This window comes from Cedecea neteri (assembly GCF_000757825.1).
GTDB lineage: Bacteria > Pseudomonadota > Gammaproteobacteria > Enterobacterales > Enterobacteriaceae > Cedecea > Cedecea selenatireducens.
The window spans coordinates 4,639,073-4,661,883 of record NZ_CP009451.1 but is presented as its reverse complement, the minus strand read 5'-3'; the positions used below and the strand labels follow the sequence as shown (position 1 = coordinate 4,661,883).

Here is a 22,811-nt window from a genome sequence, read left to right as displayed (position 1 = left end):
ATATGATGAATCTCTCCGCCACTATTCTTCTTGCTTTCGGCATGTCCATGGATGCTTTCGCCGCTTCCATCGGTAAAGGTGCCACGCTCCATAAACCTAAATTTTCCGAAGCCCTTCGTATCGGCCTTATTTTTGGCGTTATCGAAGCGATTACTCCGCTCATCGGCTGGGGACTTGGTCTGCTGGCAAGCCAGGTCGTGCTGGAATGGAACCACTGGGTCGCATTTATCCTGCTGGTGTTCCTCGGCGGGCGTATGGTGCTGGAAGGCTTCCGTGGCGCAGGGCAGGAAGAAGCGCCAAAAATTCATCGCCACGGCTTCTGGCTGCTGGTCACCACTGCGATTGCCACCAGCCTCGATGCGATGGCCGTGGGCGTCGGCCTTGCCTTCCTGCAGGTCAATATTATTCAGACGGCGTTAGCCATCGGCTGCGCGACGGCAATCATGTCAACGTTGGGTATTATGGTAGGCCGCTTTATCGGCCCGATACTGGGGAAACGCGCCGAGATCCTCGGCGGTATTGTCCTGATAGGCATTGGCTGCCAGATTATGTACAGCCATTTCACCGCGTTTAACTGATTAATCGCGCTGCCAGACCCGTACTACAAAATCTGTTTCACAGCTAAACGCCGTTTCTGCCTTCAACGCTTCCCATACTTCCGGGCGGGCGCGCCAGGCGAACGGCGTCATTTGCAGCAGGGCTGCGGCTTCATCGCCGCGCAGGCTCATTGTCCAGCCCGGCCGCAGCGTTTGCTGCAGGGTAAAGCCCGGCATAGCTTCCACTTCTTCGCTGTGTAATACGATATCCTGGTAAATCAGCCCTTTTAGCTGCATCAAATGGCGTGGTCCAGGCGTGGCGGTAATCACCACGCCGCCATGCTTCACCACTCTCGCCAACTCTTCGGCCTTGCAGGGAGCAAAAATGCGCACAATCGCATCCATGCTTTCATCGGCAAACGGCAGGCGGTGGCTGGATGCCACGCAGAATTTAACCTCACGGTAGCGTTTCGCCGCGTAGCGAATAGCGACTTTTGAAACATCCAGCCCCCAGGTCTCTCCGCCCTTCTCTGCCACCACGCCAGCAAATCCCGCCGTGTAATAGCCCTCACCACAGCCAATATCCAGTAATGCAGAAGGCGTTATCGTCTTTAAAATCTGGCAAATAGCATCCCGCAGAGGCTGGTAGTGCCCGGCGTCGAGAAAAGCCCGGCGAGCCTGCATCATTTCCGCGCTGTCACCCGGATCTTTCGAACGTTTATGCTGAACGGGCAGCAAATTAACATAGCCTTCTTTGGCTACATCAAATTGATGCCCCTGGGGGCAGCGATAACCGTTCGCGCCAGCGGCAAGCACGGTATGGCAGAGTGGGCAAAGCCAGGACATAGAGAACTCCGGAGGCAATAAAGGGCGCAAGTGTAACGCCAAACGCCCCTTTTGCGAAACCGCTACATGGCGGCGTGGTCATTCTCCATTTTGTTCAACACCATCATGCTGTTGTCTCCGGCCGGCAGCCCGTCGGGCTCAATATTTTCGAGGCGTAAAACATCTCCCATGATCTGGCTGAACACGGGGGCCGACACCGCACCGCCGTAGTATTTACCGTTTGAAGGATCGTTAATCACCACCACCAGCGCATAGCGAGGATTGCTGGCCGGGGCCACGCCTGCCGTATAGGCAATGTACTGATCGACATATTTACCATCCGGGCCGATTTTTTTCGCCGTCCCTGTTTTCACCGCCACGCGGTAGCCATGCACCGCAGCCTTAACGCCGCCGCCGCCGGGCAGCGCGACGCTTTCCATCATGTGTTCCACTTCATGAACAATCTCTTCCGGCATGACTCTCTGCCCTTCGACCGGCGGATCAACACGCGTGATGGAGAGCGGGCGGGAAATACCAAAGCTGCCGATAGTCGCATAGACGTGAGCAAGCTGGAGCGGCGTTACCATTAGGCCATAGCCAAACGCAAAAGTCGCTCTGTCCAGCTCGCCCCAGCGCTGACGTACCGGCAGCAGGCCACGACTTTCCCCCGTCAGCCCAATTGACGTGGGCACGCCGAAACCAAATTTATGGTAGGTATCCCAGATATGCTGGACTGGCATCGCCAGCGAAAGGCGTGAAACCCCGGTATCGCTTGATTTTTGCAGCACCCCGGTCAGCGTCAGCTGCGGATAAAAACCAACGTCGCGGATATGGTGCCCGTCAAGCGTAAACGGATGGGTATCAATCACGCTGTCCGGCCGGACTATTCCCTGCTGCAGAGCCGTCATCACCACCATCGGTTTTACCGTAGAGCCGGGTTCGAAGGTGTCGCTTATTGCACGGTTACGGAAGTCATCAAGCGTGGCATCCTCACGATTGTTCGGGTTAAAGGTGGGATAGTTGGCCATCGCCAGCACTTCACCGGTTTGTACGTCGATAACCACCGCCGCACCGGATTCTGCTTTGTTCCACGACACGGCGTTGCTCAGCGCGTCTTCGGTGACGGTTTGCAGCCGTTCATCGATACTGAGTTGAATATTGTGCGCGGGACTGGCCGGGTTCTCGGTAATATTTTCTACCACGTGACCATAGCGGTCTTTACGCACCAGACGTTCACCTTCTTTGCCGGTGAGCTGCTGGTTAAAGCTTTTCTCGATGCCCTCAATACCCTGATCGTCAATGTTGGTGAAGCCAATCAGGTTGGCACCCACCCGCCCGGCGGGATAAAAACGACGTGATTCATCGCGCAGCGCGATGCCGGGAATATTCAGTTTGTCGATGTACTGTGCCTGTTGGGGATCCAGCTGGCGAGCGAGATAGATAAAACGGCCGCGTTCGTTGCTGTGAATACGAGCGGCAATTTCGCTGAGTGGCACATGAAGCGCGGCAGCCAGCGCCTGCCAGCGGCTGTTAACCAGCACGCCGCCCTTTTCCATCACCGTTTTTGGGTCGGCCCACACCGCCTCAACGGGTACGCTGACCGCCAGCGGTTTGCCGTTACGGTCTTCAATCATTCCGCGAGGAACGTCAATCGGCTCTTCGCGCAGGGAGCGCATATCCTCCTGCTTAACCAGGTTATCCGGAGAGATGATTTGCAGCCAGGCAATGCGCCCAAGCAAAAAAACCAGGCTTCCGGTGATGGCCAGGCACAGCAGCGCAAAACGCCACTGGATAAAATTACCGGTTAATGCGGAAACACCCTTCTTCACAACCACTCCTTGCACGGCCTAAGCGATTGAAAGATTTAACCAGATTCGGCCATCCTTACCGGGAGTAACAGTGCTAAAACCTTCGCAGCTTTGCAACAAGAGGCAACAAATGATTCAGTCTGTTAATATTTTGAAAAACAGCAGGTTAGCAACAGACATGAAAAAGCCCCGTCGAAATGGACTGCACCCCAAAAGTTGGACACCCAACTGAGTAAGGTGCAGTTTTTTATGGCAAAGCCAAAATATTCCCTCGAAACCAGATTAGCTGTAGTCAAACACTACCTTGCCGGAAAAGATGGAACACATCGTACCGCTGAACGTTTTGGTGTTGAAAGAACATCAGTGCGACGCTGGGTAAGAGCCTGGCAACTCCACGGTATTGATGGCATTACCTGGAAAAATGACCGCCATTCTCCGGCGTTCCGGATTACTGTCGTACGCACGGTTCTCGCTGAAGAACTTTCGATGCGCGAAGCTGCCGCACGGTTTAATATCTCCACTGAAACCGTTGTCCGGCACTGGGTGAATGTCTACAAAGACGCAGGTGAAAAAGGACTTCTGAGCATAAAACCTGGCCGGAGCAAGGACATGACAAAACCCAAAAAAACACCTCCACTTACCGATGCTGCGCTGGATAAGTTATCTCCCGAAGAGTTGCGGGCTGAACTTCGTTACCTGCGAGCAGAGAATGCCTATCTAAAAAAGCTGAAGGCCTTAGTTCAAAGCGAGAAAAACGGCGGAAAGCCGCAATAATCAACGAACTAAGGCTGGAGTATGCGCTCAGTGATCTTCTTCGTGCAGCGGGCATGTCCCGCAGTACGTGGTATCACAATATCAATGCGCTGAAGCGAGCAGACAGGCATGCCGGGCTGAAAGCCAAAATCAGAGAGATTTATCACTATCACAAAGGGCGTTATGGCTACCGCAGGATCACGCTCTCGCTGAGAAGGCAGGGTCTGCTGGTGAACCATAAAACTGTACAGCGGCTGATGGCAGAACTGTCGCTCCGTTCTCTGATAAGGGTGAAGAAATATCGTGCCTGGAAAGGGGAAGTGGGCAAGGCTGCACCCAATATCCTGGGCCGGAACTTCGGGGCATCGAAAGCCAACGAAAAATGGGTCACGGATGTCACCGAGTTCTCAGTACAGGGTAAAAAGCTGTATCTGTCGCCGGTTCTCGATCTGTTTAACCGGGAGATTATCTCCTACAGCCTGTCGGAAAGGCCGGTGATGGAGATGGTTAATAGCATGCTGCGCGATGCGTTCCTGAAGCTCAGCCCGGAAGATAGCCCCTTGCTGCACACGGATCAGGGCTGGCAATATCGAATGGCAGGCTATCAGGCAAGGTTAAAGGCACAGGGCATGACACAAAGTATGTCGCGCAAAGGAAACTGTCTGGATAATGCGGTGATGGAGAACTTCTTCGGCACACTGAAATCGGAGTGTTTTTACCTGAACAGGTTCAGCGATCTGAATGAACTGAGGAAGGCGATAGAGGACTATATCCATTACTATAACAACGAGCGGATCAGTCTGAAATTAAAAGGCCTGAGTCCGGTAGAATACCGAACCCAGACCCCGATAGCCGCTTAACATGAACTGTCCAACTTTATGGGGTCAGTCCAAAACGGGGCTTTTATCTCAATTCGGCGTTATTCGCGCCTGAGCTCTAATCCAGAAGAATTAGATGGCAGTCACGTTAACTGCAGCAGGGCCTTTCTGGCCGTCCTGGATTTCGAATTCAACGTTCTGGCCTTCAGCCAGAGTTTTGAAGCCGTTACCCTGGATTGCAGAGAAGTGTACGAATACATCTTTGCTGCCGTCAGCTGGAGTAATGAAACCAAAACCTTTAGACTCGTTGAACCACTTAACTTGACCTTTAATCTTTGCCATTTTGCAAATTCCTTAGATTGTATTCTTCGCCCGCAGGCATAACTTAGATAAAACAGAGACATTACTGCATGAGGCACTAATATAAGGCTCGGCAGAGAAGCGGTATTCAACGACAACGTGTTTACTCAGGTCTTCTTTACTGAAAATGCCACACATAAACAGAACTGTACCTCGTTTAACCCAACGTGTTATCACACACAACGTAAACAATGGCAAGCCATTTTTAAGCATGTGTCGATCTGCCGCACAGATTCAGAAAATTACACGATTACTTTAAGAAAGTAATCTGCGCTTATTGACGTAAATTTTCGCCACGTAAAGTTACCGCAAGAGATTGTGTTTCAACAACATTCCGGCAACTTTGGAACCTTAGCGTAAACCTTACTTTTCGTCCAGATATCCGTTTAATAAAATCCACTTTTGAGGATATATCTTTATGATTTTTTATGCATATCTATGCACAAATTAACCTAAGGCCAGTCAGGACGTCAGGATAACGGCTTTCGCCATGGCCTTTTAAATGCACTGCAGAATAAAGCTTGTACAGCAGACCGATTATAATGCACCAAAATAATGAAAGTTTAATGACAAATTGCCCCAGGATAAGGCAATAAAAACGTTTCGATGAATTAAAAGAGAGACTGACCGCTGATTTAATGGGCACAAATAGAAATAGAATCATCACAAGAAGTGATAATAATAAATTCTTATTTTTTCGTTAAGGGCAAACTTTGACCAATACGCAGCGGAGAAAACACATCATCGCCTTCCCCCTGCTCATCCAATGCCTCACGCAATTCCCGGGGCGGTTTATCGAGCGACTCATCGGCAAGTTCAAATACCCCCCAGTGAATAGGAATCGTCGTGGGTTTGCCCATCTTTTGCCATAGCGCAACGGCCTGCTGAGGATCCATATGGTGATCCCCCATAAACCAGCGAGGTTCATAGGCGCCGATAGGCAATGCCGCCATATCAAACGGACCTAATCGCCGGAAGATCTCTGCCAGAGACTCGGTGTAACCGGAATCGCCGCTGAACCAAAAGCGCAGCGGGCCGTGCTCTATCACCCAGCCGCACCACAATGAACGGTTACGATCCCAAAAAGTTCGCATACTCCAGTGGCGGGCCGGCACGGCGGTAAAAACCATGCCGCACCAGTTAAAGCTTTGCCACCAGTCCAGCTCCGTCACCTGCTCTATTCCACGCTTGCTGAACCACGCCTTCAGGCCAAGCGGCACGAAAAAATGCACGTCCGGGAAACGTTTGACCAACCTGCGTACGGTTTTGCTGTCCAGATGGTCGTAATGGTTATGTGAAATAAGTACCGCATCCAGCCGGGGGAGCTGTTTAAGATCGATTGGCACTTCGGTGCGCCGGGAGGGTCCAGCAAAAGAAACGGGGGATGCACGGCGAGAAAAAACGGGGTCGGTCAGTAAAAAGTAGCCATTGAGCCGCAGTAACAAACTGGCATGCCCCAGCCACCACACGCGGTCATCGCTGCCGCTCAGGTCTGCGCGCTGCCACCAGCGTTCAATAAACGTGGAATACCCTTCGACGGGAGGATGCGGGAGCTGCTGCGCTTTACGCTCCTGACGCCACCGTTTGACGTCGCCGGGCTGCCGTACAGCCGGTTCCGCATTGCGAAACCCGTCGGGCAGATGGTGGGATAATTGCGGGTTGTACCAGGGGTTTTTCCAGCTCATCCCACCTCCAGCCTGTTTAGCGTTCAGCTACCAGACGCACAAAGTCGTCATCATTATCTTCTTGCGCAGCCATAGCCGGTTTTTGCTCCGACTCCGGTTCGTTTGCTTCACACAGACGGCGCAGCAAAGCGTTTTGACGCTTTTGTAAATCCACCAGCTCTTCAAGCAAGGCAATCTGATCGTTTGCACGGCTGCTGGAACGGTTCACAAAAAACCACAATACAAGGCCCACAATCAACGTCACCAGCGAGATAGCCAGCGGCATGATATTCAGAGCGCTAAAACCCATTTCGTTCATCTTACCACCTCAAAAAAAATGCATTCTACACCTGAGGCAGAGAGAGAAGCATCACTACCAGGGGATAAATTTATTAATGGTACAAATGCCGCTGAAAAATTGCACATCCTGGTCGCACATCACATTTATCATTTGAGTCCATAACAGCAGGCAGGTAACCACAATCACTAAAACAATCACCCATCTGTACTTTCTCACTACAACGCCACCTCTTGACCATAGAATTTCGATAATTTACCACTATCCAACTAAACCATAAGTAACGTTTCCTGCTTTTTCATTTCAGAATCATCAGATTGTGACATCTGTAATCCAGGATAAGCTTGCTACAAAGATTGATTGATGTTTGAGGTAAGTATGCGCGTGATTATTCGTACGGTAATTGTTATCGCCATCGTCTGGACAGGCTTATTGCTCTCCGGGTACGGCGTGTTGATTGGCAGCAAAGAAAATGCAGCCGGGCTAGGACTGCAATGTAAGTACCTCACGGCACGTAATACCGTGACCGCACAGTTTATTCATACCGACAGCGGGATTATTGGCCTGACCGACTGCCCGCTGCTGCGTAAAGTCGATAAAACTATTGATAACGGGTAGACAGACCTGGCCGCGGCTTTACGCGGCCCGCTTTCACGAATCAGAAAGGATAGTGATGGTAGCCCATCTGCCGTGACAGCGTGCGGGCTGCCTCATGCAGAATCTTCACGTATTCAGCCAGCCCTTCCTCAGTGTAGCGTAACGTTGGGAATGAAATGCTCATTCCAGCAATGACCACACCAAAACGATCGAACACCGGCACCGCTACGCAGCGGATGCCCTCTTCCTGCTCTTCGTTGTCTTCCCCGTAACCCTGTTTACGAACCTGCTCAAGCACCGGGAGAAGCGCTTCAGTGCTGACGATGGTGCGTTCCGTACTGCGGACGTATTCAACGTCGCCGAGAATATCCAGAACCTCCCCGCGATCCCGCCACGCCAGCAAAACCTTGCCAATAGCCGTGCTGTAAAGCGGATTGCGACGCCCTACGCGGGAGTACATTCTCAGATTATAGAGCGAGTCAATTTTATGAATATAAACAATGCTGCTTTCGTCCAGCGCGCCGAGGTGAATGGCTTCTCTGGTCAGCCGGGACAGTTCGCGCATCTGTAAATCCGCGCTACGGATGAGGTCGACGTTTTGCAGCGCGCCGCTGCCCAGCTCAAAAAGCTTCAGCGTGAGCGCATATTTTTCCGACTCCTCTTCCTGAGAAACATAGCCTAAGGATTTCATGGTCTGCAAAAAGCGATACACGGTGCTTTTGGACATCATCACTCGCTGAGACAGCTCGGTTATTCCAATTTCTTTTTCCTCACCAAGCGCCTGCAAGATGCCGAAAACTTTCAGCACGGAAGAAACTGAATCGGGTTGTTTATCGGGATCTGAGAGTGCCATGTATCACCTCGGGCGTTGTTGTTTTATAAAAATCGGAACTGCTTTTTAGTATATGGATGCCCCGCGGGAGCCGCAATTAAAGCCTGCTGATTCGTTACAAATCTGCGGCATTCACGAGATTAATTGATGATAAAATCATTACCCTCCTAACGACTTCAGACAACACATTTCAAGTATGGATAAATTCGTGTCCGACGGCTTACCTGCGCCTCAACGTTATGGTGCCATTCTCACCATCGCGCTCGGCATTATGATGGCCGTTCTGGACGGCGCTATCGCTAACGTCGCCCTGCCTACCATTGCTCATGATTTAAACGCCAGCCCGGCGGAGTCTATTTGGGTGGTTAACGCCTATCAGATAGCGATCATCGTTTCGCTGCTGTCACTTTCATTTCTCGGCGATATTTTTGGCTACCGTCGTATCTATCAGTGCGGCCTGGTGCTGTTCTGCCTGACGTCGCTGTTTTGCGCCACCTCAACCTCTCTGCCAATGTTGACGTTTGCCCGTGTGCTGCAGGGATTTGGCGGTGCGGCGCTGATGAGCGTCAACACCGCGTTGATTCGCCTTATTTACCCTCAGCGTTTTCTTGGCCGAGGTATGGGCGTCAATTCGTTTATCGTGGCCGTTTCCTCAGCCGCTGGCCCTACCGTTGCCGCGGCGATCCTTTCCGTCGCTTCCTGGCAATGGCTGTTTTTGATCAACGTGCCGATTGGCATTGTTTCGCTGGTTTTGGCCCTGCGCTATTTGCCGCCTAATCAGCAGAAATCTCAGGGTCAGCGCTTTGACATTCCGAGCGCGATAATGAACGCCCTGACCTTCGGCCTGCTGATTTCGGCTATCAGCGGCTTTTCACAAGGCCAGCCTGGCTCAGTCATCATTGGTGAGCTGGCCGCGCTGGTGATAATCGGCTATTTCTTTATTCGTCGCCAGCTGCGCCTTCCGTTCCCGCTGCTGCCGGTTGACCTGCTGAGGATCCCGATTTTTTCGCTGTCTATCGGCACCTCAATATGCTCGTTTGGCGCCCAGATGCTGGCGCTGGTCTCCCTGCCCTTTTTTATGCAAACCGTGCTGGGGCGGAGTGAAGTTGAAACCGGGCTGCTGTTAACGCCGTGGCCGCTGGCGACCATGGTGATGGCTCCGCTGGCGGGCTACCTGATCGAGCGGGTTCACGCCGGCCTGATGGGTGCCGTGGGGCTTTTCGTGATGGCCTGCGGCCTTTTTGCTTTGGCAATGCTGCCGCACGATCCGTCCGATATCAACATCATCTGGCGTATGGTGCTTTGTGGCGCAGGCTTTGGCCTTTTCCAGTCGCCAAACAACCACACCATTATCTCATCCGCGCCCCGTCATCGCAGCGGAGGTGCCAGCGGCATGTTGGGCACCGCCCGCCTGCTGGGCCAAAGCTGCGGGGCCGCGCTGGTGGCGCTAATGTTTAACCTGTTTGGCGCGAGCGGCACCCATGCCTCGCTGATACTGGCGGGGATCTTTGCCACCGTGGCCGCCGTTGTCAGCGGGCTCAGAATGTCCCAGCCTCGGGCGCAGGCATAAAAAAAGCGTGCCGCCAGGGCACGCTTTTTCAGTTCAATGTTTCCGTTACTTCAGGTATTCACCGCTGCGCAGCGCTTCGATACGTTTGTCCAGCGGCGGGTGGGTCATGAACAGTTCGCTCATTGACTTAGCCTTCCCGTTGATGCAAAACGCCATCATGCTGCTGGCTTCCTGCGGCTCATAGCTGGTTTTCAAACGCTGCAGCGCAGCAATCATCTTCTCGCGACCCACCAGTTTCGCAGAACCGGCATCGGCGTGGAATTCACGGTGACGTGAGAACCACATGGTGATGATGCTCGCCAGAATACCAAACACCAGCTCCAGCACCGTAGCGACCGCAAAGTAAATCAGCGGGTTACCGTTGCTGCTTTCGTTTTCATCACGGTTCCCGGACAGGAAGCCGGAAGCTACCTGAGCGATGATGCGGGAAATAAAGATAACGAAGGTGTTCACCACGCCCTGAATCAGGGTCATCGTCACCATGTCGCCGTTGGCGATGTGGCTAATTTCGTGGGCGATAACCGCTTCGGCTTCGTCACGGCTCATGTTCTGCAACAGACCCGTACTGACCGCCACCAGAGAAGCGTTACGTCGCGCCCCGGTAGCAAACGCATTGATGTCCGGCGCATGATAAATCGCCACCTGCGGCATCGCGATCCCCGCCTGCTGCGACTGCTGGCGCACGGTTTCGATTAACCAGCGCTCAGTTTCGTTACGAGGCTGCTCAATCACCTCACCGCCTACTGAACGTAACGCCATCCATTTTGACATCAGCAGGGAAATAATTGAGCCGCCAAAGCCAAACAGCACCGCCATGATCATCAGACCCTGAACGCTGCTTGACTGGATCCCCGTCAGGCTTAGCACCAGCCCGAAAACGACCATTACCGCAAGGTTGGTCAGCAGGAAAAGCCCGATACGCATCATAATTTTCTTTTTACCTCGGTTAAAAACACGCTCTTTGCGCTCCACAACATCGTAGGGGCGCGCCGCCTATTTTCAAGCATCTGACGCCGCCAAGTGATTAATAATACATAACTTTACATTTTGTATGCATTTGTCTTACATCGCTGGAGACAGGTAAAAAAATGGGCACCGTTTCGGGTGCCCATCCGGGAGAGTTATTTCGCCGGAGCCGGCTGCTCCGCCGGCCTGTCCTGCTCTATGCCGGCCAGGTCGACGGCAATGTGAACCGTTTCGTCCAGATACGGATCGGCTTCCTGATAGTCCTTCGGCAGGTCGTCGAGTTTCTTAATCGGCGCTTTGCCTTCACGTTTGAAGCGATCGTTTATTCGGGCCAGGCGCGTAGCATCGTCTTCCTGATTCTCTTTTTCGCGCTGGGCGTAATTGAGGGAAACGATATTACGTTTTTCTTTCAGGGCATTGAAACGCGCAATGTCCTTCATGATGTACTGGAACTCCGGATCTTTTGCGATGCGCTCCTGATGCAGCTTCAGCAGCTCCGGCTCGAACGGCGTTAAATCACCGGTCTTCACGTAGGTCGCCGCATTGATGCTGTCCCAAGGCAACGCATTGTCTTCGAACTTCTCGCCGGTTTCCGTTTGCTCGGTCCCGGTCGGCATCATGATGTCTGGAGTTACACCTTTACGCTGGGTACTGCCGCCGTTGATGCGGTAGAACTTCTGAATGGTGTACTGCACGGACCCCAGCGCTGGCCACTCAGGGCGCAGCATCTGATCGTAGATGCGGTTCAAAGAGCGATACTGCTGGACGGTGCCTTTCCCGAAGGTCGGCTCGCCGACAATCAGCGCACGGCCGTAATCCTGCATTGCCGCAGCAAAGATTTCAGAGGCCGAGGCGCTAAAGCGGTCAACCAGCACGACCAGCGGGCCTTTGTAGTAAACCACGCCGTCGGTATCGCTATCTTCACGGACTTTACCGTTGTTGTCGCGAACTTGAACTACCGGACCACTTGGAATAAACAGGCCGGATAGAGAAACCGCTTCGGTCAACGCGCCGCCGCCGTTAGAACGCAGATCGATAATCACGCTCTTGACGTTCTGTTTTTCCAGCTTCTGCAGCTGAACCTTCACGTCATCGGTGAGGCCAACGTAGAAGCCAGGAATATCCAGCACGCCGACTTTATCTTTACCGACCGTTTTCACCGACATTTTGACCGCACGGTCTTCCAGACGGATACGCTCACGGGTCAGCGTCACGGTACGCGTTTTGGTCCCTTTGCCCGCAGGCAGGATCTCAAGGCGAACTTTGCTGCCTTTTGGCCCTTTAATCAGCGCCACGACGTCGTCCAGACGCCAGCCGATAACGTCAACCATCGGTTTACCCGTCTGGCCTACGCCAACGATGCGATCGCCTACGGTAATGGCCTTGCTTTTCGCCGCAGGACCGCCCGCAACCATCGAATTGATCAGCGTGTAGTCATCGTCCATCTGCAGAACCGCGCCGATGCCTTCCAGAGAAAGGCTCATTTCGGTGTTGAACTGTTCGGTGCTGCGCGGGGAAAGATAGTTGGTGTGAGGATCTATCTCATGCGCAAACGCGGTCATCGCCAGCGAGAACACATCTTCGCTGTTGCTTTGCGCCAGACGGCGGATCGCAAACTGATAGCGTTTGGTCAGCGTTTCACGAATTTCCTGCTCGGTTTTACCGGCCAGCTTCAGGCTCAGCTCGTCGTACTTAACTTTTGCGTCCCAGAGCTTGTCCAGCTCATCAACGCTTGTCGGCCACGGCGACTTGCTGCGATCCAGATTAATGGTGTCGTTGCCGGTGAAGTCCATTGGCTTCGCCAGCACCTTCAACGCGTACTGATAGCGTTCAAAACGGCGCTTCTGACCCAGATTGTATAAATCATAAAATACGTCGAGCTTACCGCTACGCAGCTCGTCACCAATCTGCCCTTTCTTCGCGGCAAATTGCGCAACGTCACTTGCCAGCAGCACGTTATGGCTGTAGTCCAGCAGGTTCAGGTAGCGATCGAAGATTTTTGCCGAGAAGTTAGCGTCAAGATCGAACTGACGGTAGTGCGAGCGCGTAAAGCGAGACGTCACGCGCTCGCTTACGGTTGCGTGCTGAGCTTCTTCCTTCAACTGCGGAATCTGGTCAGCACGAGTAATGTTGTCCAGGGCCAGGGCACTGCCTGCCACGAACAGCAGGCTGGCGATAGCCGTAAGCTTAAAGAGTTTGTTCATGCCTGAGTCAGGCCTCCGTTTCAGAACTGCAAGTGTTCTGCGCGTACGATCATTGCCATACCAGAAGTCAGCTGTACACGGACGCCATCTTTGGTAATTTCCAGTACGGTAGCATCCATTGCGTTGTTACCGGCTTTAACTTTAATGGCCTGTCCAACCTGCAGAGCGGTAATATCCGTAACCGGGGTACGACGCTCTTCGCGAGGTGCCTTAGGTGCCGGTTTTTCCGTCCGAGGTTTGCGCTCAGCGGCTTCTTTACGACGAGGTGCTGCGGCCGGGCGAGGTTTACGTTCGCGGCGCGGAGCCTCTTCCGTTCCGCCAGCGGCGGCGGCTGCTTCGCGTTTCTTCGCCTGCTGTTCAGCGCGCTGGGCCTGAACGCGGGCTTTTGCTTCCTCAAGCTGCTGGCGAGCATGTTCTACATGCTGTTCGTCCAGCTCACCGCACGGGTTGCCATCAAGATCTACGCGAGTCGCGCCAGCTTTGATGCCGTACAGGTAACGCCAGCTTGATGTATAAAGGCGTAATGCCGAGCGAAGCTGAGTTTTGCTGAGGCTCATTTCGCCTTCAACACGAGAAACTAAATCCTGGAAGATACCAATCTTCAACGGACGGGCTTCACCTTCAGCGCTAAAACAGCGTGGAAAACGCTCGGCCAAAAATGCGATGACTTCTTTACTACTATTCAACTTAGGTTGATTTTCCATGAAATTTCCTGATTACAACGGAGTTGCCAATAAGTCGCAGGCATGAACAGGCGACATTATAATGACGCCATCGCTAAATGCCACGTTATCCGTTGCTTATCATGCTATCGAGGGAAGAATTTTTTAAAATCAGTGCCGCTTAGCACGTCTGAAAGCCGCGAAACCAAGGTTTTTAAACCGATTTCGTCTTCTTCTGAAAAACGGCCGTACTCGGTGCTGTCGATATCCAGGACGCCGATCGTCTGACCATCAACCGTCAACGGCAAAACGATTTCAGAATTGCTGGCTGCATCGCAGGCGATATGCCCATCAAAGGCGTGCACGTCTTCGACACGTTGGATCGTTCCTGTGGAGACAGCAGTACCGCATACGCCCTTACCTACAGGAATACGCACGCAGGCAATTTTGCCCTGGAAGGGTCCCAGGACTAGCGTTTGTGCCTCAAGAAGATAGAATCCTGCCCAGTTAACACCGTCCAGACGTTCAAACAGCAAAGCACTGGTATTTGCCAGCGTTGCGAGGAAGCTGGTTTCACCTGCCATTAACGCACTAAAATCGCGGTTGAGATCCGCGTAAAATTGTTCTTTGTTCATTAAATAACCGTTATGTTGTCTTACTTTACTTCGTAGCATACTAAAATAAGCATTAAATGCGCCGTGCCACAAGGTGTATCATTTTATGAATTACGATAGGCTAAATGAATAATTCAGATAACAACGCTCCCGGCTTACGACGCACTATGAAAATACACGCCATTAGTCAGGCCCTGCCTCAGGCACGTTATCAGCGTTGTCCCCAATGCGATACCCTTTTCTCACTGCCGCCGGTCAAATCGACACAAAGCGCCTACTGCCCCTGCTGTGAGGCAAAAGTACACAATGGCCGCGACTGGTCATTAACTCGCCTGGGGGCAATGGCCGTGGCGATGCTGGTGCTGATGCCGGTCGCCTTCTCCGATCCGCTGCTGCGCATTTACCTGCTGGGTTCAAAGATTGATGCGAACGTTATGCAGGGGATCTGGCAGATGGCGAGCCAGGGGGACGTGCTTACCGCCGCCGTGGTGCTCTTCTGCGTTGTCGGCGCCCCAGCGACGCTGGTCGCGGCTATCGCTTACCTTTGTTTTGGCAACATTCTGGGAATGAACCTTCGCCCGGTGCTGCTGATGCTGGATAAGCTCAAAGAATGGGTAATGCTGGATATCTACCTGGTGGGGATTGGCGTGGCCTGTATTAAGGTTCGCGAGTACGCTTTTATACAGCCAGGTCCCGGCCTCATCGCCTTTATCGTTCTGGTGGTCCTGAGCCTGCTGACGATGATCCACCTGAATATTGAGCAGCTTTGGGAGCGTTTCTATCCGCAGCGCCCGGCGCGCGCCTTTAACGCCCAGCTGCGAGTTTGCCTCGGCTGCCATTTCACCGGCGTGCCGGACGAGCGAGGCCGCTGCCCTCGTTGCCACGTGCCGCTGTACCATCGCCGTAAACAAAGCTTACAAAAATCCTGGGCGGCGCTGATTGCTTCCCTGGTCTTTCTGCTGCCGGCTAACCTGCTGCCTATTTCGATTATCTACGTGAACGGAGCACGCCAGGAAGACACCATTATGTCGGGCATTATCTCTCTGGCGCACAGCAATATTGCCGTCGCCGCGGTGGTATTTATTGCCAGTATCCTGGTGCCGTTTACTAAAGTTATTGTATTGATTACGCTTCTTATCAGCATTCATTTCAAATGCCAGCAGGGACTAAGAACCCGTATTTTGCTGCTGCGCTTTGTCACCTGGATTGGCCGCTGGTCTATGCTCGATCTGTTTGTCATTGCATTGATGATGTCACTGGTTAATCGTGACCAGCTGTTAGCTTTTACGATGGGTCCCGCCGCGGTCTTCTTTGGCGCGGCGGTTATATTAACTATTCTTGCCGTCGAATGGCTGGATAGCCGACTACTTTGGGACGCACATGAGTCAGGAAACGCCCGCTTCACCGACTGAGGCGCGAATTAAAACAAAACGCCGGATCTCCCCTTTCTGGCTGTTACCTATTATTGCGTTGCTGATCGCCGGCTGGCTGATCTGGACGACTTATCAGGAGCGCGGTAACACCGTTACCATCGATTTTATCTCTGCCGACGGCATTGTTGCCGGCCGTACGCCCGTGCGTTACCAGGGGGTTGAAGTCGGTACCGTGCAGAACATTAGCCTGAGCGACGATCTGCGTAAAATCGAAGTCAAAGTCAGCATCAAAAGCGACATGAAGGACGCTTTGCGGGAGGATACTCAGTTCTGGCTGGTCACGCCGAAGGCCTCTCTCGCCGGGGTATCCGGGCTTGATGCACTGGTTGGCGGGAACTATATCGGCATGATGCCGGGCAAAGGCGAGCCGAGCGATCATTTCACCGCGCTCGATACCCAGCCTAAATATCGCCTTGATAACGGCGAGCTGATGATTCACCTGCATGCCCCGGATCTGGGCTCGCTGAACAGCGGTTCGCTGGTCTATTTCCGTAAGATTCCGGTTGGCCGCGTGTACGACTACGCCATCAATCAGAACAAACAGGGCGTGACCGTCGACGTGCTGATCGATCGCCGCTTCACGAACCTGGTGAAAAAAGGCAGCCGCTTCTGGAACGTGTCCGGCGTTAAGGCGGATGTAGGCCTGAGCGGGGCGAAAGTTCAGCTTGAAAGCCTGGCAGCCCTGGTGAATGGCGCGATAGCCTTCGACTCCCCCGATAACTCTGCCCCCGCAAAAGCGGATGACGAATTTGGGCTGTATGAAGACCTGGCCCACAGCCAGCGCGGCGTCATCATTAATCTTGACCTCCCGAGCGGCGATGGCCTCAAGGCTGGCTCGACAAAGCTGATGTATCAGGGGCTGGAAGTTGGCTCATTAACTAAGCTAAACCTTAACCCAGGCGGCGCCGTCACCGGTGAGATGACCGTAGACCCTGGCGTTGTTAGCCTGATGCGCAGCGGAACGCGTATCGAGCTACGCAGCCCTAAAATCTCGCTCGATAATCCGAGCATCAGTAGCCTGCTGACGGGCAGCACTTTTGAGCTCGTTCCAGGCGAGGGCGAGCCGCAGGCTAAATTTACCGTAGTACCAAGCGACAAAACGCCGCTACAGCAGCCTGACGTGCTGACGCTTTCCCTGAGCGCGCCGGAGAGCTACGGCATCGACGCCGGGCAGCCCATTATCCTGCACGGAATACAAATCGGCCAGGTGGTCGAGCGCAATCTGTCGGCGAAGGGTGTCACCTTCTCCGTTGCCATTGAACCGCAGTATCGCCACCTGCTGCAGGGCGACAGCAAGTTTGTCGTCAACAGCCGCATTGACGTGAAGCTCGGCATGGACGGCGTTGAGTTACTTGGTGCCAGCGCCAGTGAATGGGTAAACGGCGGTATCCGCGTGTTGCCGGGCAGCAAAGGCGAGATGAAAAGCAGCTATCCGCTTTACGCCAACATGGAAAAGGCCATCGAAAACAGCCTGAGCGACATCCCCACCACCACCTTAACGCTCACCGCCTCCAGCCTGCCCGATATCCAGACAGGCTCCGTGGTGCTGTACCGCAAATTCCAGGTGGGGGAAATTATCTCCATTCGCCCTCGCGCCAATAACTTTGATATTGATGTCCATATCAAGCCGGAATACCGCAAGCTGCTGACGCCAAACACCGTGTTCTGGGCTGAAGGCGGTGCGCGCGTGCAGCTTAACGGCAGCGGGCTTACCGTTCAGGCTTCTCCGCTTTCTCGTGCCCTGAAAGGTGCCATCAGCTTTGACAATATGAGCGGTGCGAGCGTAGGTCAGGTGAAAGGCGAAAAACGCGTACTTTATGCTTCAGAAACCGCAGCACGGGCGGTAGGCAGCCAGATAACGCTGCACACGTTTGATGCCGGGAAGCTTTCAGCAGGCATGCCAATCCGCTATCTGGGTATCGATATTGGTCAGCTTGAATCGCTGAACCTGACGCAGTCGCGTAACGAAGTTGAGGCGAAGGCGGTCCTGTACCCGGAATATGTTTCCACCTTTGCACGGGGCGGCACCCGCTTCTCCGTTGTGACGCCGCAAATCTCGGCGGCGGGCGTCGATCATCTTGATACGATTTTCCAGCCTTACATCAACGTTGAGCCAGGCAACGGCAACCCACGCCGTGATTTCGAGCTACAGGAGGCGTCAATCACCGACTCCCGTTATTCCGACGGCCTGAACATCGTGCTCGAGGTGCCGGAAGCCGGTTCTCTGAGCATCGGCACTCCGGTGCTGTTCCGAGGGATTGAAGTTGGTACGGTGACCGGCATGACGCTTGGCAACCTCTCAGATCGCGTAATGGTTGGCCTGCGCATCAGCAAGCGCTACCAGCATCTGGTGCGTGAGAGTTCGGTATTCTGGCTGGCTTCCGGCTACAGCCTGGACTTTGGCTTAACCGGTGGCGTGGTGAAAACCGGGACCTTTAACCAGTTTATTCGCGGCGGCATTGCGTTTGCCACCCCACCGGGGATCCCGCTCTCGCCGAAGGCCGAAACGGGCAAACACTTCCTGCTGCTGGAAAGCGAGCCGAAAGAGTGGCGCCAGTGGGGAACCGCCCTGCCACGCTAACCCTCAAGCCCGGAGCGGTGCGCCGCCCGGGCAATTCCGTGTTAAACTGCGCCCCTTAATTTTTCCAGGGGCGTTTTTCATGGCTCAATCTACTGCCGTTTATCTTCCGCAACCTTTCCTCGACGCTATTCGCGATGCGCTTCCCGCAGACCAGACGCTGGAAAGCTTTATCGAATACTGCCAGCTGCCGCTGCGCCGCAGCCTGCGCGTAAATACGCTGAAGATCTCCGTGGCCGAGTTTCTCACGCTCGTCGCCCCTTATCACTGGCGCCTGACGCCGGTGCCGTGGTGTGAAGAAGGTTTCTGGATTGAGCGAGATGATGAAGAAACCCTGCCGCTGGGCAGTACGGCCGAACACCTGAGCGGCCTGTTCTACATTCAGGAAGCCAGCTCGATGCTGCCCGTCGCCGCCCTGTTTGCCGACGGCAATGAACCGCAGCGCGTGATGGACGTCGCCGCCGCCCCAGGCTCAAAAACGACCCAGATAGCCGCTCGTATGGGTAATACTGGCGCAATTCTGGCGAACGAATACTCTGCCAGCCGGGTGAAAGTCCTGCACGCAAACATCAGCCGTTGCGGTATCAGCAACGTGGCACTTACCCATTTTGACGGCCGCGTATTTGGTGCCGCCCTGCCGGAATCCTTCGACGCCATTCTGCTGGATGCGCCCTGCTCGGGCGAAGGCGTGGTGCGTAAAGATCCGGACGCCCTGCGCAACTGGTCACCTGAAAGCACGGCTGAGATAGCCAATACCCAACGTGAACTGATCGAAAGCGCTTTTCACGCTCTGCGCCCAGGCGGCACCCTGATCTACTCAACCTGCACGCTTAATCGCCAGGAAAATCAGGAAATCTGCCAGTGGCTGCTGGATACCTGGCCGGACGCGGTAGAAATTGCGCCTCTCGACGAGCTTTTCCCTGAAGCAGCTCGCGCGCTGACGCCGGAAGGCTTCCTGCACGTCTTCCCGCAGATTTACGACTGTGAAGGCTTTTTCGTCGCACGTTTACGCAAAACGGCCTCCATCGAGCCGCTTCCAGCTCCCGGCTATAAAGTGGGAAAATTCCCCTTCGTGCCTATGAAGGGAAAATCGGCGGCAGAAGTCACCGCCGCCGCGGAAAAATCGGGTCTTACCTGGGGCGATGAACTCCGTCTGTGGCAGCGTGATAAAGAAATCTGGCTGTTCCCGACCGAAATAGAGCCCCTTATCGGCAAAGTTCGTTTCTCCCGTATTGGCCTGAAGCTTGCCGAACAGCACAACAAAGGCTTTCGCTGGCAGCATGAAGCCGTGGTCGCGTTGGTAAAAAGTGACAACTCGCTTTGTTTCCCGCTGAGCGAAGCAGAGGCCGAAGAGTGGTACCGTGGGCGGGATATCTACCCAGAAGTGACACCGTCACGTGATGAGGTTGTTGTCACTTTCCAGGGGCAACCGCTTGGCCTCGCGCGTAAAGTCGGCTCACGCCTGAAGAACAGCTATCCGAGAGAGCTGGTCCGTGACGGCAAGCTTTTCGCCGCACCGCAGGCTGGCTGAAGAAATAAGCACGTTTTAAGTTGGCAATTTGTGCTGCCTTGACTACGCTGAAAATGGGGTGACTTACTGGTCATACCACCTGCCGCAGATAACAAGGAGCCAAAGATGACAAAAACCAACGTCCGGATCGGCATCTTCGAAATTGACGATGCCGAATTACACGGTGAACAACAGGGGGATCGAACGTTAAGCATCCCCTGCAAGTCCGACCCTGACCTGTGCATGCAGCTTGATGCCTGGGATGACGAAACCTCGATTCCCGCCGTGCTGGACGGCGAACACTCCGTCCTTTACCTACAACATTACGACCAGCACCGTGATGCCTGGGTGATGCGCCTTGCATAACTCAAGATGAACCCGTCCACGAGACGGGTTACATAGATGACAAACAGCCGAAAAACGTGGTTTTCAGCTGTTTGGAGTAAACCAGAGAACATCATTCATTGTTTTCTTAGACCAAAGTGCATTATTTAAATCAATGATTTTTGCCAGCACGTTCTCCGTCCACGGGACGGATTATTTATTTCCCCCACTCCCTTTTGCTCCCCTACACTTAAACCAAACGAAGCGGTTCTGAGGCGCTAATGTTTGCTTTGGTTTTATTTGTTTGTTACCTGGACGGCGGCTGCGACGATTTGGTGCTTGAGGTGTTTACCAGCGAACGCCAGTGCCTGAGCGCGATGAGTGAACAGCGCATGCGCCACGGTGGATGTTACCCGGTAGAGGATTTTATCGATGGGTTCTGGCAGCCTGCCCAGCAGTACAGCGACTTCTGAGCAGGAGCCAGTGAAGACTAGCGGCTAAGCGGGCGCACCAACATTCTGATCGGTTTACCGTGGTACTCCACATAGTGCTGGAAAACAAAGCCGAAACGTTCCGCCAACCCAATGGAACGTTGATTATCGTCGTCGATAATGCAGCACACCGGCCCGTCGAAGTTTTCATCCGCCCAGCCTAAAACCGCGCTGAGCGCTTCAGCCGCATACCCTTTACCGTGTACGGCCGGAATCAGCGACCAGCCCGCCTCAGGGTGCTCCAGCGCTGGCGTGAGGTTGCGTTTAGCTTCCTGGAAACCGAACGACCCGACAAATCGCCCACTCTGTTTCTCAAACAAAGCCCAGTAGCCATAGCCCAGCGCCTGCCAGTGGCCGATGTAGCGCATCAGCCGTCCCCAGCTCATCTCGCCGTCCTGCGGCTTCCCGCCGCCGATAAATTTGACCATTTCCGGATCGGCCCAGCAGGCGACCAGCGCCTCGTAGTCGCTCAGCGTGAAGTGGCGCAGAACGAGGCGTTCCGTTTCAAGGCGTGGTGCTTCAGTAACCATCATGACTCCGCTCAGTTTTACTCTTGTAATCGTTGTGTAAGGCCGGATTTGCAGGCGTAGATAATAGCGCACAGCAGCAGGCTAAACAGCATTGTGGCCAAAAAGACGCCGGCTCCCGTCAGGGTCAGCATTACGCCGCCAATCAGCGGCCCCAGCGCAACGCCCAGCGTGGTCAGCGTAGAAGCCCCAAGATAAGCTCCCCGGTGCTCATCCGGCGCAAGCTGATCCAACAGGATATTCAGGTTAGGCAACAGAATCGCCTCACCGATGCTGAAAATAATCGTGACGCTCACCCACAGCAGCGCATCCGGCGTCCGCACGGACCAGAACAGAAGCTGTGAAATCGCAAAAATAGCGCCACCCAGCAAAATACGGTCAGGCAGGCTAACCTGCGCCAGAAAGCGAACCAGGAACAGCTGGGCTATCAACACCGTACAGGCGTTGGACACCAGAATCAGCGTAATCAGTTTCACCGCGGCTTCCGCGTCCAGGGTCAGCAAATAAAGCGGCACCACGGATTCATAATGAACGAAGACCACGGCGCACAACGTGCTGCACAACAGTGCCGCGACAAACAGTTTATCGCGAGCGATAATCAGCATAACGTCGCGCAATCTCACTGCCGATTTATGTTCGCTTCCATTGGCCACCAGCTTTCCGACAGGAATAAACAGTAAGGTATAAACCAGCAGCGGCAAATAGCTGATGGCGGTTATCACGAACGTCCCTTTTTGCGACGTCAGCCCAAAAGCAATGCCGACCACCGGCCCGGTAACCGCCGCGACGTTCACCAGATAGTAACGAATCTGCAGCGCCAGGGCGCGGCGACGGCGATCGCCCAGGAGGTCACTCATCAGGGCACGAGTTGGCGGCTCAACCCACGCAAAACAGACGCCAACGATCATCAGGCCAATGATAAACAACGTCATTCCTGTCGCCAGCCCGAGCAGCGCATATCCCACGAACGACAGCGCACAACCAAGGGAAAGCACGCCCCGGCGGCCTAATTTATCCGACAGCTGTCCGCCATACATCCCCAGCATTACGGCTAAAAGCGCGCTACTGGTCATCGCTATCCCAACCGAGATGGGCGAAAGATGGTAATTACGGGTCATGATCACCGTCATAAACGGCCAGGCCATAAAATAGCTGAAGCGGATGACCAGGGTGAAAAACAGCAGCGCAATCACCGTCGCCGGGAAGGTTTTGACCGTCGGCCAAAAGCCGCGCACAGCGTCCTCCCGGACGGCATCGTTTGTCGTCATAAAGTGTCCTGTTATTTATCGTTATTGTGGAGGCGGGGCCGCTCAATATCACTAAGCGGTTAAATAGTAATAAGTTATTCCGTAATGGCTGGCAACGGAAATGTTGCAGAAATGTTTATTTCCCCAGCTTATAATTTAAACAGCCAGCCGGGCAGCGTAAAGTAGTGGGAAAT

General features: G+C 53.9%; 23 protein-coding genes. 9 read left to right on the top strand and 14 right to left on the bottom strand.

Annotated features, from left to right (window positions below):
- The first annotated feature begins 5 nt into the window (after window positions 1–5).
- On the top strand, window positions 6–578 hold the full coding sequence (mntP, locus tag JT31_RS21710; protein WP_038482077.1) for a manganese efflux pump MntP: 573 nt from the start codon (window positions 6–8) through the stop codon (window positions 576–578).
- Here the strand turns inward: mntP and rlmA are convergent, their stop codons facing one another.
- Window positions 579–1,382, bottom strand: coding sequence for a 23S rRNA (guanine(745)-N(1))-methyltransferase (rlmA, locus tag JT31_RS21705; RefSeq protein WP_038482074.1), 804 nt, complete (start codon window positions 1,380–1,382; stop codon window positions 579–581). It abuts the gene before it with no gap.
- A gap of 62 nt (window positions 1,383–1,444) precedes the next feature.
- Complete coding sequence (gene ftsI / locus JT31_RS21700) at window positions 1,445–3,190, bottom strand: peptidoglycan glycosyltransferase FtsI (protein ID WP_038482071.1); 1,746 nt, start codon at window positions 3,188–3,190, stop codon at window positions 1,445–1,447.
- A gap of 228 nt (window positions 3,191–3,418) precedes the next feature.
- On the opposite strand from ftsI, the gene JT31_RS23815 reads away from it, so the two are divergent.
- Window positions 3,419–4,782 (top strand): IS3 family transposase gene (locus JT31_RS23815; protein WP_144244072.1). Its coding sequence is split into 2 segments (ribosomal slippage): window positions 3,419–3,896 and window positions 3,896–4,782, totalling 1,365 coding nucleotides; the frame shifts between segments, so codons are not numbered across the junction.
- Between the two features lie 90 nt (window positions 4,783–4,872).
- Here JT31_RS23815 and cspE read toward each other — a convergent pair.
- The 5 genes from cspE to mgrB form a co-directional block, all read right to left on the bottom strand.
- A complete protein-coding gene (cspE, locus tag JT31_RS21685; protein ID WP_001062678.1) occupies window positions 4,873–5,082 on the bottom strand; it encodes a transcription antiterminator/RNA stability regulator CspE in 210 nt (69 codons plus the stop codon).
- Window positions 5,083–5,094: 12 nt separating this feature from the next.
- Entirely contained in the window at window positions 5,095–5,238 is a 144-nt protein-coding gene (locus JT31_RS23365) for a DUF2627 domain-containing protein (RefSeq protein WP_008454022.1), read from the bottom strand.
- Window positions 5,239–5,789: 551 nt separating this feature from the next.
- The gene (locus tag JT31_RS21680) at window positions 5,790–6,785 is read right to left on the bottom strand and encodes an MBL fold metallo-hydrolase (RefSeq protein WP_038482060.1); all 996 of its coding nucleotides are present in this window, start codon (window positions 6,783–6,785) and stop codon (window positions 5,790–5,792) included.
- 16 nt (window positions 6,786–6,801) lie between these two features.
- On the bottom strand, window positions 6,802–7,083 hold the full coding sequence (locus tag JT31_RS21675) for a YebO family protein (protein WP_038482056.1): 282 nt from the start codon (window positions 7,081–7,083) through the stop codon (window positions 6,802–6,804).
- A gap of 54 nt (window positions 7,084–7,137) precedes the next feature.
- Window positions 7,138–7,281: a PhoP/PhoQ regulator MgrB gene (gene mgrB / locus JT31_RS23360; RefSeq protein WP_008454016.1), complete on the bottom strand. Its 144-nt coding sequence runs from the start codon at window positions 7,279–7,281 to the stop codon at window positions 7,138–7,140.
- A 159-nt stretch (window positions 7,282–7,440) separates the two neighbouring features.
- Here mgrB and JT31_RS21670 point away from each other — a divergent pair, with 159 nt between their 5' ends.
- The gene (locus JT31_RS21670; RefSeq protein WP_038483480.1) at window positions 7,441–7,680 is read left to right on the top strand and encodes a YobH family protein; all 240 of its coding nucleotides are present in this window, start codon (window positions 7,441–7,443) and stop codon (window positions 7,678–7,680) included.
- A 40-nt stretch (window positions 7,681–7,720) separates the two neighbouring features.
- On the opposite strand, the gene kdgR is transcribed toward JT31_RS21670, so the two are convergent.
- The gene (gene kdgR / locus JT31_RS21665; RefSeq protein ID WP_038482053.1) at window positions 7,721–8,512 is read right to left on the bottom strand and encodes a DNA-binding transcriptional regulator KdgR; all 792 of its coding nucleotides are present in this window, start codon (window positions 8,510–8,512) and stop codon (window positions 7,721–7,723) included.
- Between the two features lie 175 nt (window positions 8,513–8,687).
- On the opposite strand from kdgR, the gene JT31_RS21660 reads away from it, so the two are divergent.
- Window positions 8,688–10,061 (top strand): MFS transporter, encoded by a 1,374-nt coding sequence (locus tag JT31_RS21660; protein WP_038482050.1) that lies wholly within the window; start codon window positions 8,688–8,690, stop codon window positions 10,059–10,061.
- Window positions 10,062–10,106: 45 nt separating this feature from the next.
- On the opposite strand, the gene htpX is transcribed toward JT31_RS21660, so the two are convergent.
- The 4 genes from htpX to JT31_RS21640 all read right to left on the bottom strand — a co-directional run bounded on the left by htpX (window position 10,107) and on the right by JT31_RS21640 (window position 14,528).
- Entirely contained in the window at window positions 10,107–10,988 is an 882-nt protein-coding gene (htpX, locus tag JT31_RS21655) for a protease HtpX (RefSeq protein WP_038483477.1), read from the bottom strand.
- A gap of 194 nt (window positions 10,989–11,182) precedes the next feature.
- Window positions 11,183–13,231: a carboxy terminal-processing peptidase gene (gene prc / locus JT31_RS21650; protein ID WP_038482046.1), complete on the bottom strand. Its 2,049-nt coding sequence runs from the start codon at window positions 13,229–13,231 to the stop codon at window positions 11,183–11,185.
- Window positions 13,232–13,251: 20 nt separating this feature from the next.
- Entirely contained in the window at window positions 13,252–13,935 is a 684-nt protein-coding gene (gene proQ / locus JT31_RS21645; RefSeq protein ID WP_038482043.1) for an RNA chaperone ProQ, read from the bottom strand.
- A 104-nt stretch (window positions 13,936–14,039) separates the two neighbouring features.
- Window positions 14,040–14,528 (bottom strand): GAF domain-containing protein, encoded by a 489-nt coding sequence (locus tag JT31_RS21640; protein ID WP_038482040.1) that lies wholly within the window; start codon window positions 14,526–14,528, stop codon window positions 14,040–14,042.
- Between the two features lie 146 nt (window positions 14,529–14,674).
- Between JT31_RS21640 and yebS the strand changes: the two genes are divergently transcribed.
- The 5 genes from yebS to JT31_RS21615 all read left to right on the top strand — a co-directional run bounded on the left by yebS (window position 14,675) and on the right by JT31_RS21615 (window position 20,825).
- Window positions 14,675–15,919 (top strand): membrane integrity lipid transport subunit YebS, encoded by a 1,245-nt coding sequence (gene yebS, locus JT31_RS21635; protein ID WP_370527347.1) that lies wholly within the window; start codon window positions 14,675–14,677, stop codon window positions 15,917–15,919.
- Window positions 15,888–18,521 (top strand): PqiB family protein, encoded by a 2,634-nt coding sequence (locus tag JT31_RS21630; RefSeq protein WP_038482034.1) that lies wholly within the window; start codon window positions 15,888–15,890, stop codon window positions 18,519–18,521. Before yebS ends, JT31_RS21630 begins: the two co-directional genes overlap by 32 nt.
- Before the next feature lie 79 nt (window positions 18,522–18,600).
- Window positions 18,601–20,049 (top strand): 16S rRNA (cytosine(1407)-C(5))-methyltransferase RsmF, encoded by a 1,449-nt coding sequence (rsmF, locus tag JT31_RS21625; RefSeq protein WP_038482031.1) that lies wholly within the window; start codon window positions 18,601–18,603, stop codon window positions 20,047–20,049.
- 105 nt (window positions 20,050–20,154) lie between these two features.
- Entirely contained in the window at window positions 20,155–20,394 is a 240-nt protein-coding gene (locus tag JT31_RS21620; RefSeq protein WP_038482028.1) for a YebV family protein, read from the top strand.
- A 239-nt stretch (window positions 20,395–20,633) separates the two neighbouring features.
- Window positions 20,634–20,825: a YebW family protein gene (locus JT31_RS21615; protein ID WP_038482025.1), complete on the top strand. Its 192-nt coding sequence runs from the start codon at window positions 20,634–20,636 to the stop codon at window positions 20,823–20,825.
- A gap of 17 nt (window positions 20,826–20,842) precedes the next feature.
- Here the strand turns inward: JT31_RS21615 and JT31_RS21610 are convergent, their stop codons facing one another.
- Complete coding sequence (locus JT31_RS21610; RefSeq protein ID WP_200882449.1) at window positions 20,843–21,376, bottom strand: GNAT family N-acetyltransferase; 534 nt, start codon at window positions 21,374–21,376, stop codon at window positions 20,843–20,845.
- A gap of 14 nt (window positions 21,377–21,390) precedes the next feature.
- On the bottom strand, window positions 21,391–22,638 hold the full coding sequence (locus tag JT31_RS21605) for an MFS transporter (RefSeq protein WP_038482019.1): 1,248 nt from the start codon (window positions 22,636–22,638) through the stop codon (window positions 21,391–21,393).
- Between the last annotated feature and the right edge of the window lie 173 nt (window positions 22,639–22,811).

Bases quoted from the DNA above. Each gene is read 5' to 3' on its own strand.
- mntP (WP_038482077.1), top strand. From the start codon at position 6: ATGAATCTCTCCGCCACTATTCTTCTTGCTTTCGGCATGTCCATGGAT.
- rlmA (WP_038482074.1), bottom strand. From the start codon at position 1,382: ATGTCCTGGCTTTGCCCACTCTGCCATACCGTGCTTGCCGCTGGCGCG.
- cspE (WP_001062678.1), bottom strand. From the start codon at position 5,082: ATGGCAAAGATTAAAGGTCAAGTTAAGTGGTTCAACGAGTCTAAAGGT.
- JT31_RS23365 (WP_008454022.1), bottom strand. From the start codon at position 5,238: ATGTGTGGCATTTTCAGTAAAGAAGACCTGAGTAAACACGTTGTCGTT.
- JT31_RS21680 (WP_038482060.1), bottom strand. From the start codon at position 6,785: ATGAGCTGGAAAAACCCCTGGTACAACCCGCAATTATCCCACCATCTG.
- JT31_RS21675 (WP_038482056.1), bottom strand. From the start codon at position 7,083: ATGAACGAAATGGGTTTTAGCGCTCTGAATATCATGCCGCTGGCTATC.
- JT31_RS21670 (WP_038483480.1), top strand. From the start codon at position 7,441: ATGCGCGTGATTATTCGTACGGTAATTGTTATCGCCATCGTCTGGACA.
- kdgR (WP_038482053.1), bottom strand. From the start codon at position 8,512: ATGGCACTCTCAGATCCCGATAAACAACCCGATTCAGTTTCTTCCGTG.
- JT31_RS21660 (WP_038482050.1), top strand. From the start codon at position 8,688: ATGGATAAATTCGTGTCCGACGGCTTACCTGCGCCTCAACGTTATGGT.
- htpX (WP_038483477.1), bottom strand. From the start codon at position 10,988: ATGATGCGTATCGGGCTTTTCCTGCTGACCAACCTTGCGGTAATGGTC.
- prc (WP_038482046.1), bottom strand. From the start codon at position 13,231: ATGAACAAACTCTTTAAGCTTACGGCTATCGCCAGCCTGCTGTTCGTG.
- proQ (WP_038482043.1), bottom strand. From the start codon at position 13,935: ATGGAAAATCAACCTAAGTTGAATAGTAGTAAAGAAGTCATCGCATTT.
- JT31_RS21640 (WP_038482040.1), bottom strand. From the start codon at position 14,528: ATGAACAAAGAACAATTTTACGCGGATCTCAACCGCGATTTTAGTGCG.
- yebS (WP_370527347.1), top strand. From the start codon at position 14,675: ATGAAAATACACGCCATTAGTCAGGCCCTGCCTCAGGCACGTTATCAG.
- JT31_RS21630 (WP_038482034.1), top strand. From the start codon at position 15,888: ATGAGTCAGGAAACGCCCGCTTCACCGACTGAGGCGCGAATTAAAACA.
- rsmF (WP_038482031.1), top strand. From the start codon at position 18,601: ATGGCTCAATCTACTGCCGTTTATCTTCCGCAACCTTTCCTCGACGCT.
- JT31_RS21620 (WP_038482028.1), top strand. From the start codon at position 20,155: ATGACAAAAACCAACGTCCGGATCGGCATCTTCGAAATTGACGATGCC.
- JT31_RS21615 (WP_038482025.1), top strand. From the start codon at position 20,634: ATGTTTGCTTTGGTTTTATTTGTTTGTTACCTGGACGGCGGCTGCGAC.
- JT31_RS21610 (WP_200882449.1), bottom strand. From the start codon at position 21,376: ATGATGGTTACTGAAGCACCACGCCTTGAAACGGAACGCCTCGTTCTG.
- JT31_RS21605 (WP_038482019.1), bottom strand. From the start codon at position 22,638: ATGACGACAAACGATGCCGTCCGGGAGGACGCTGTGCGCGGCTTTTGG.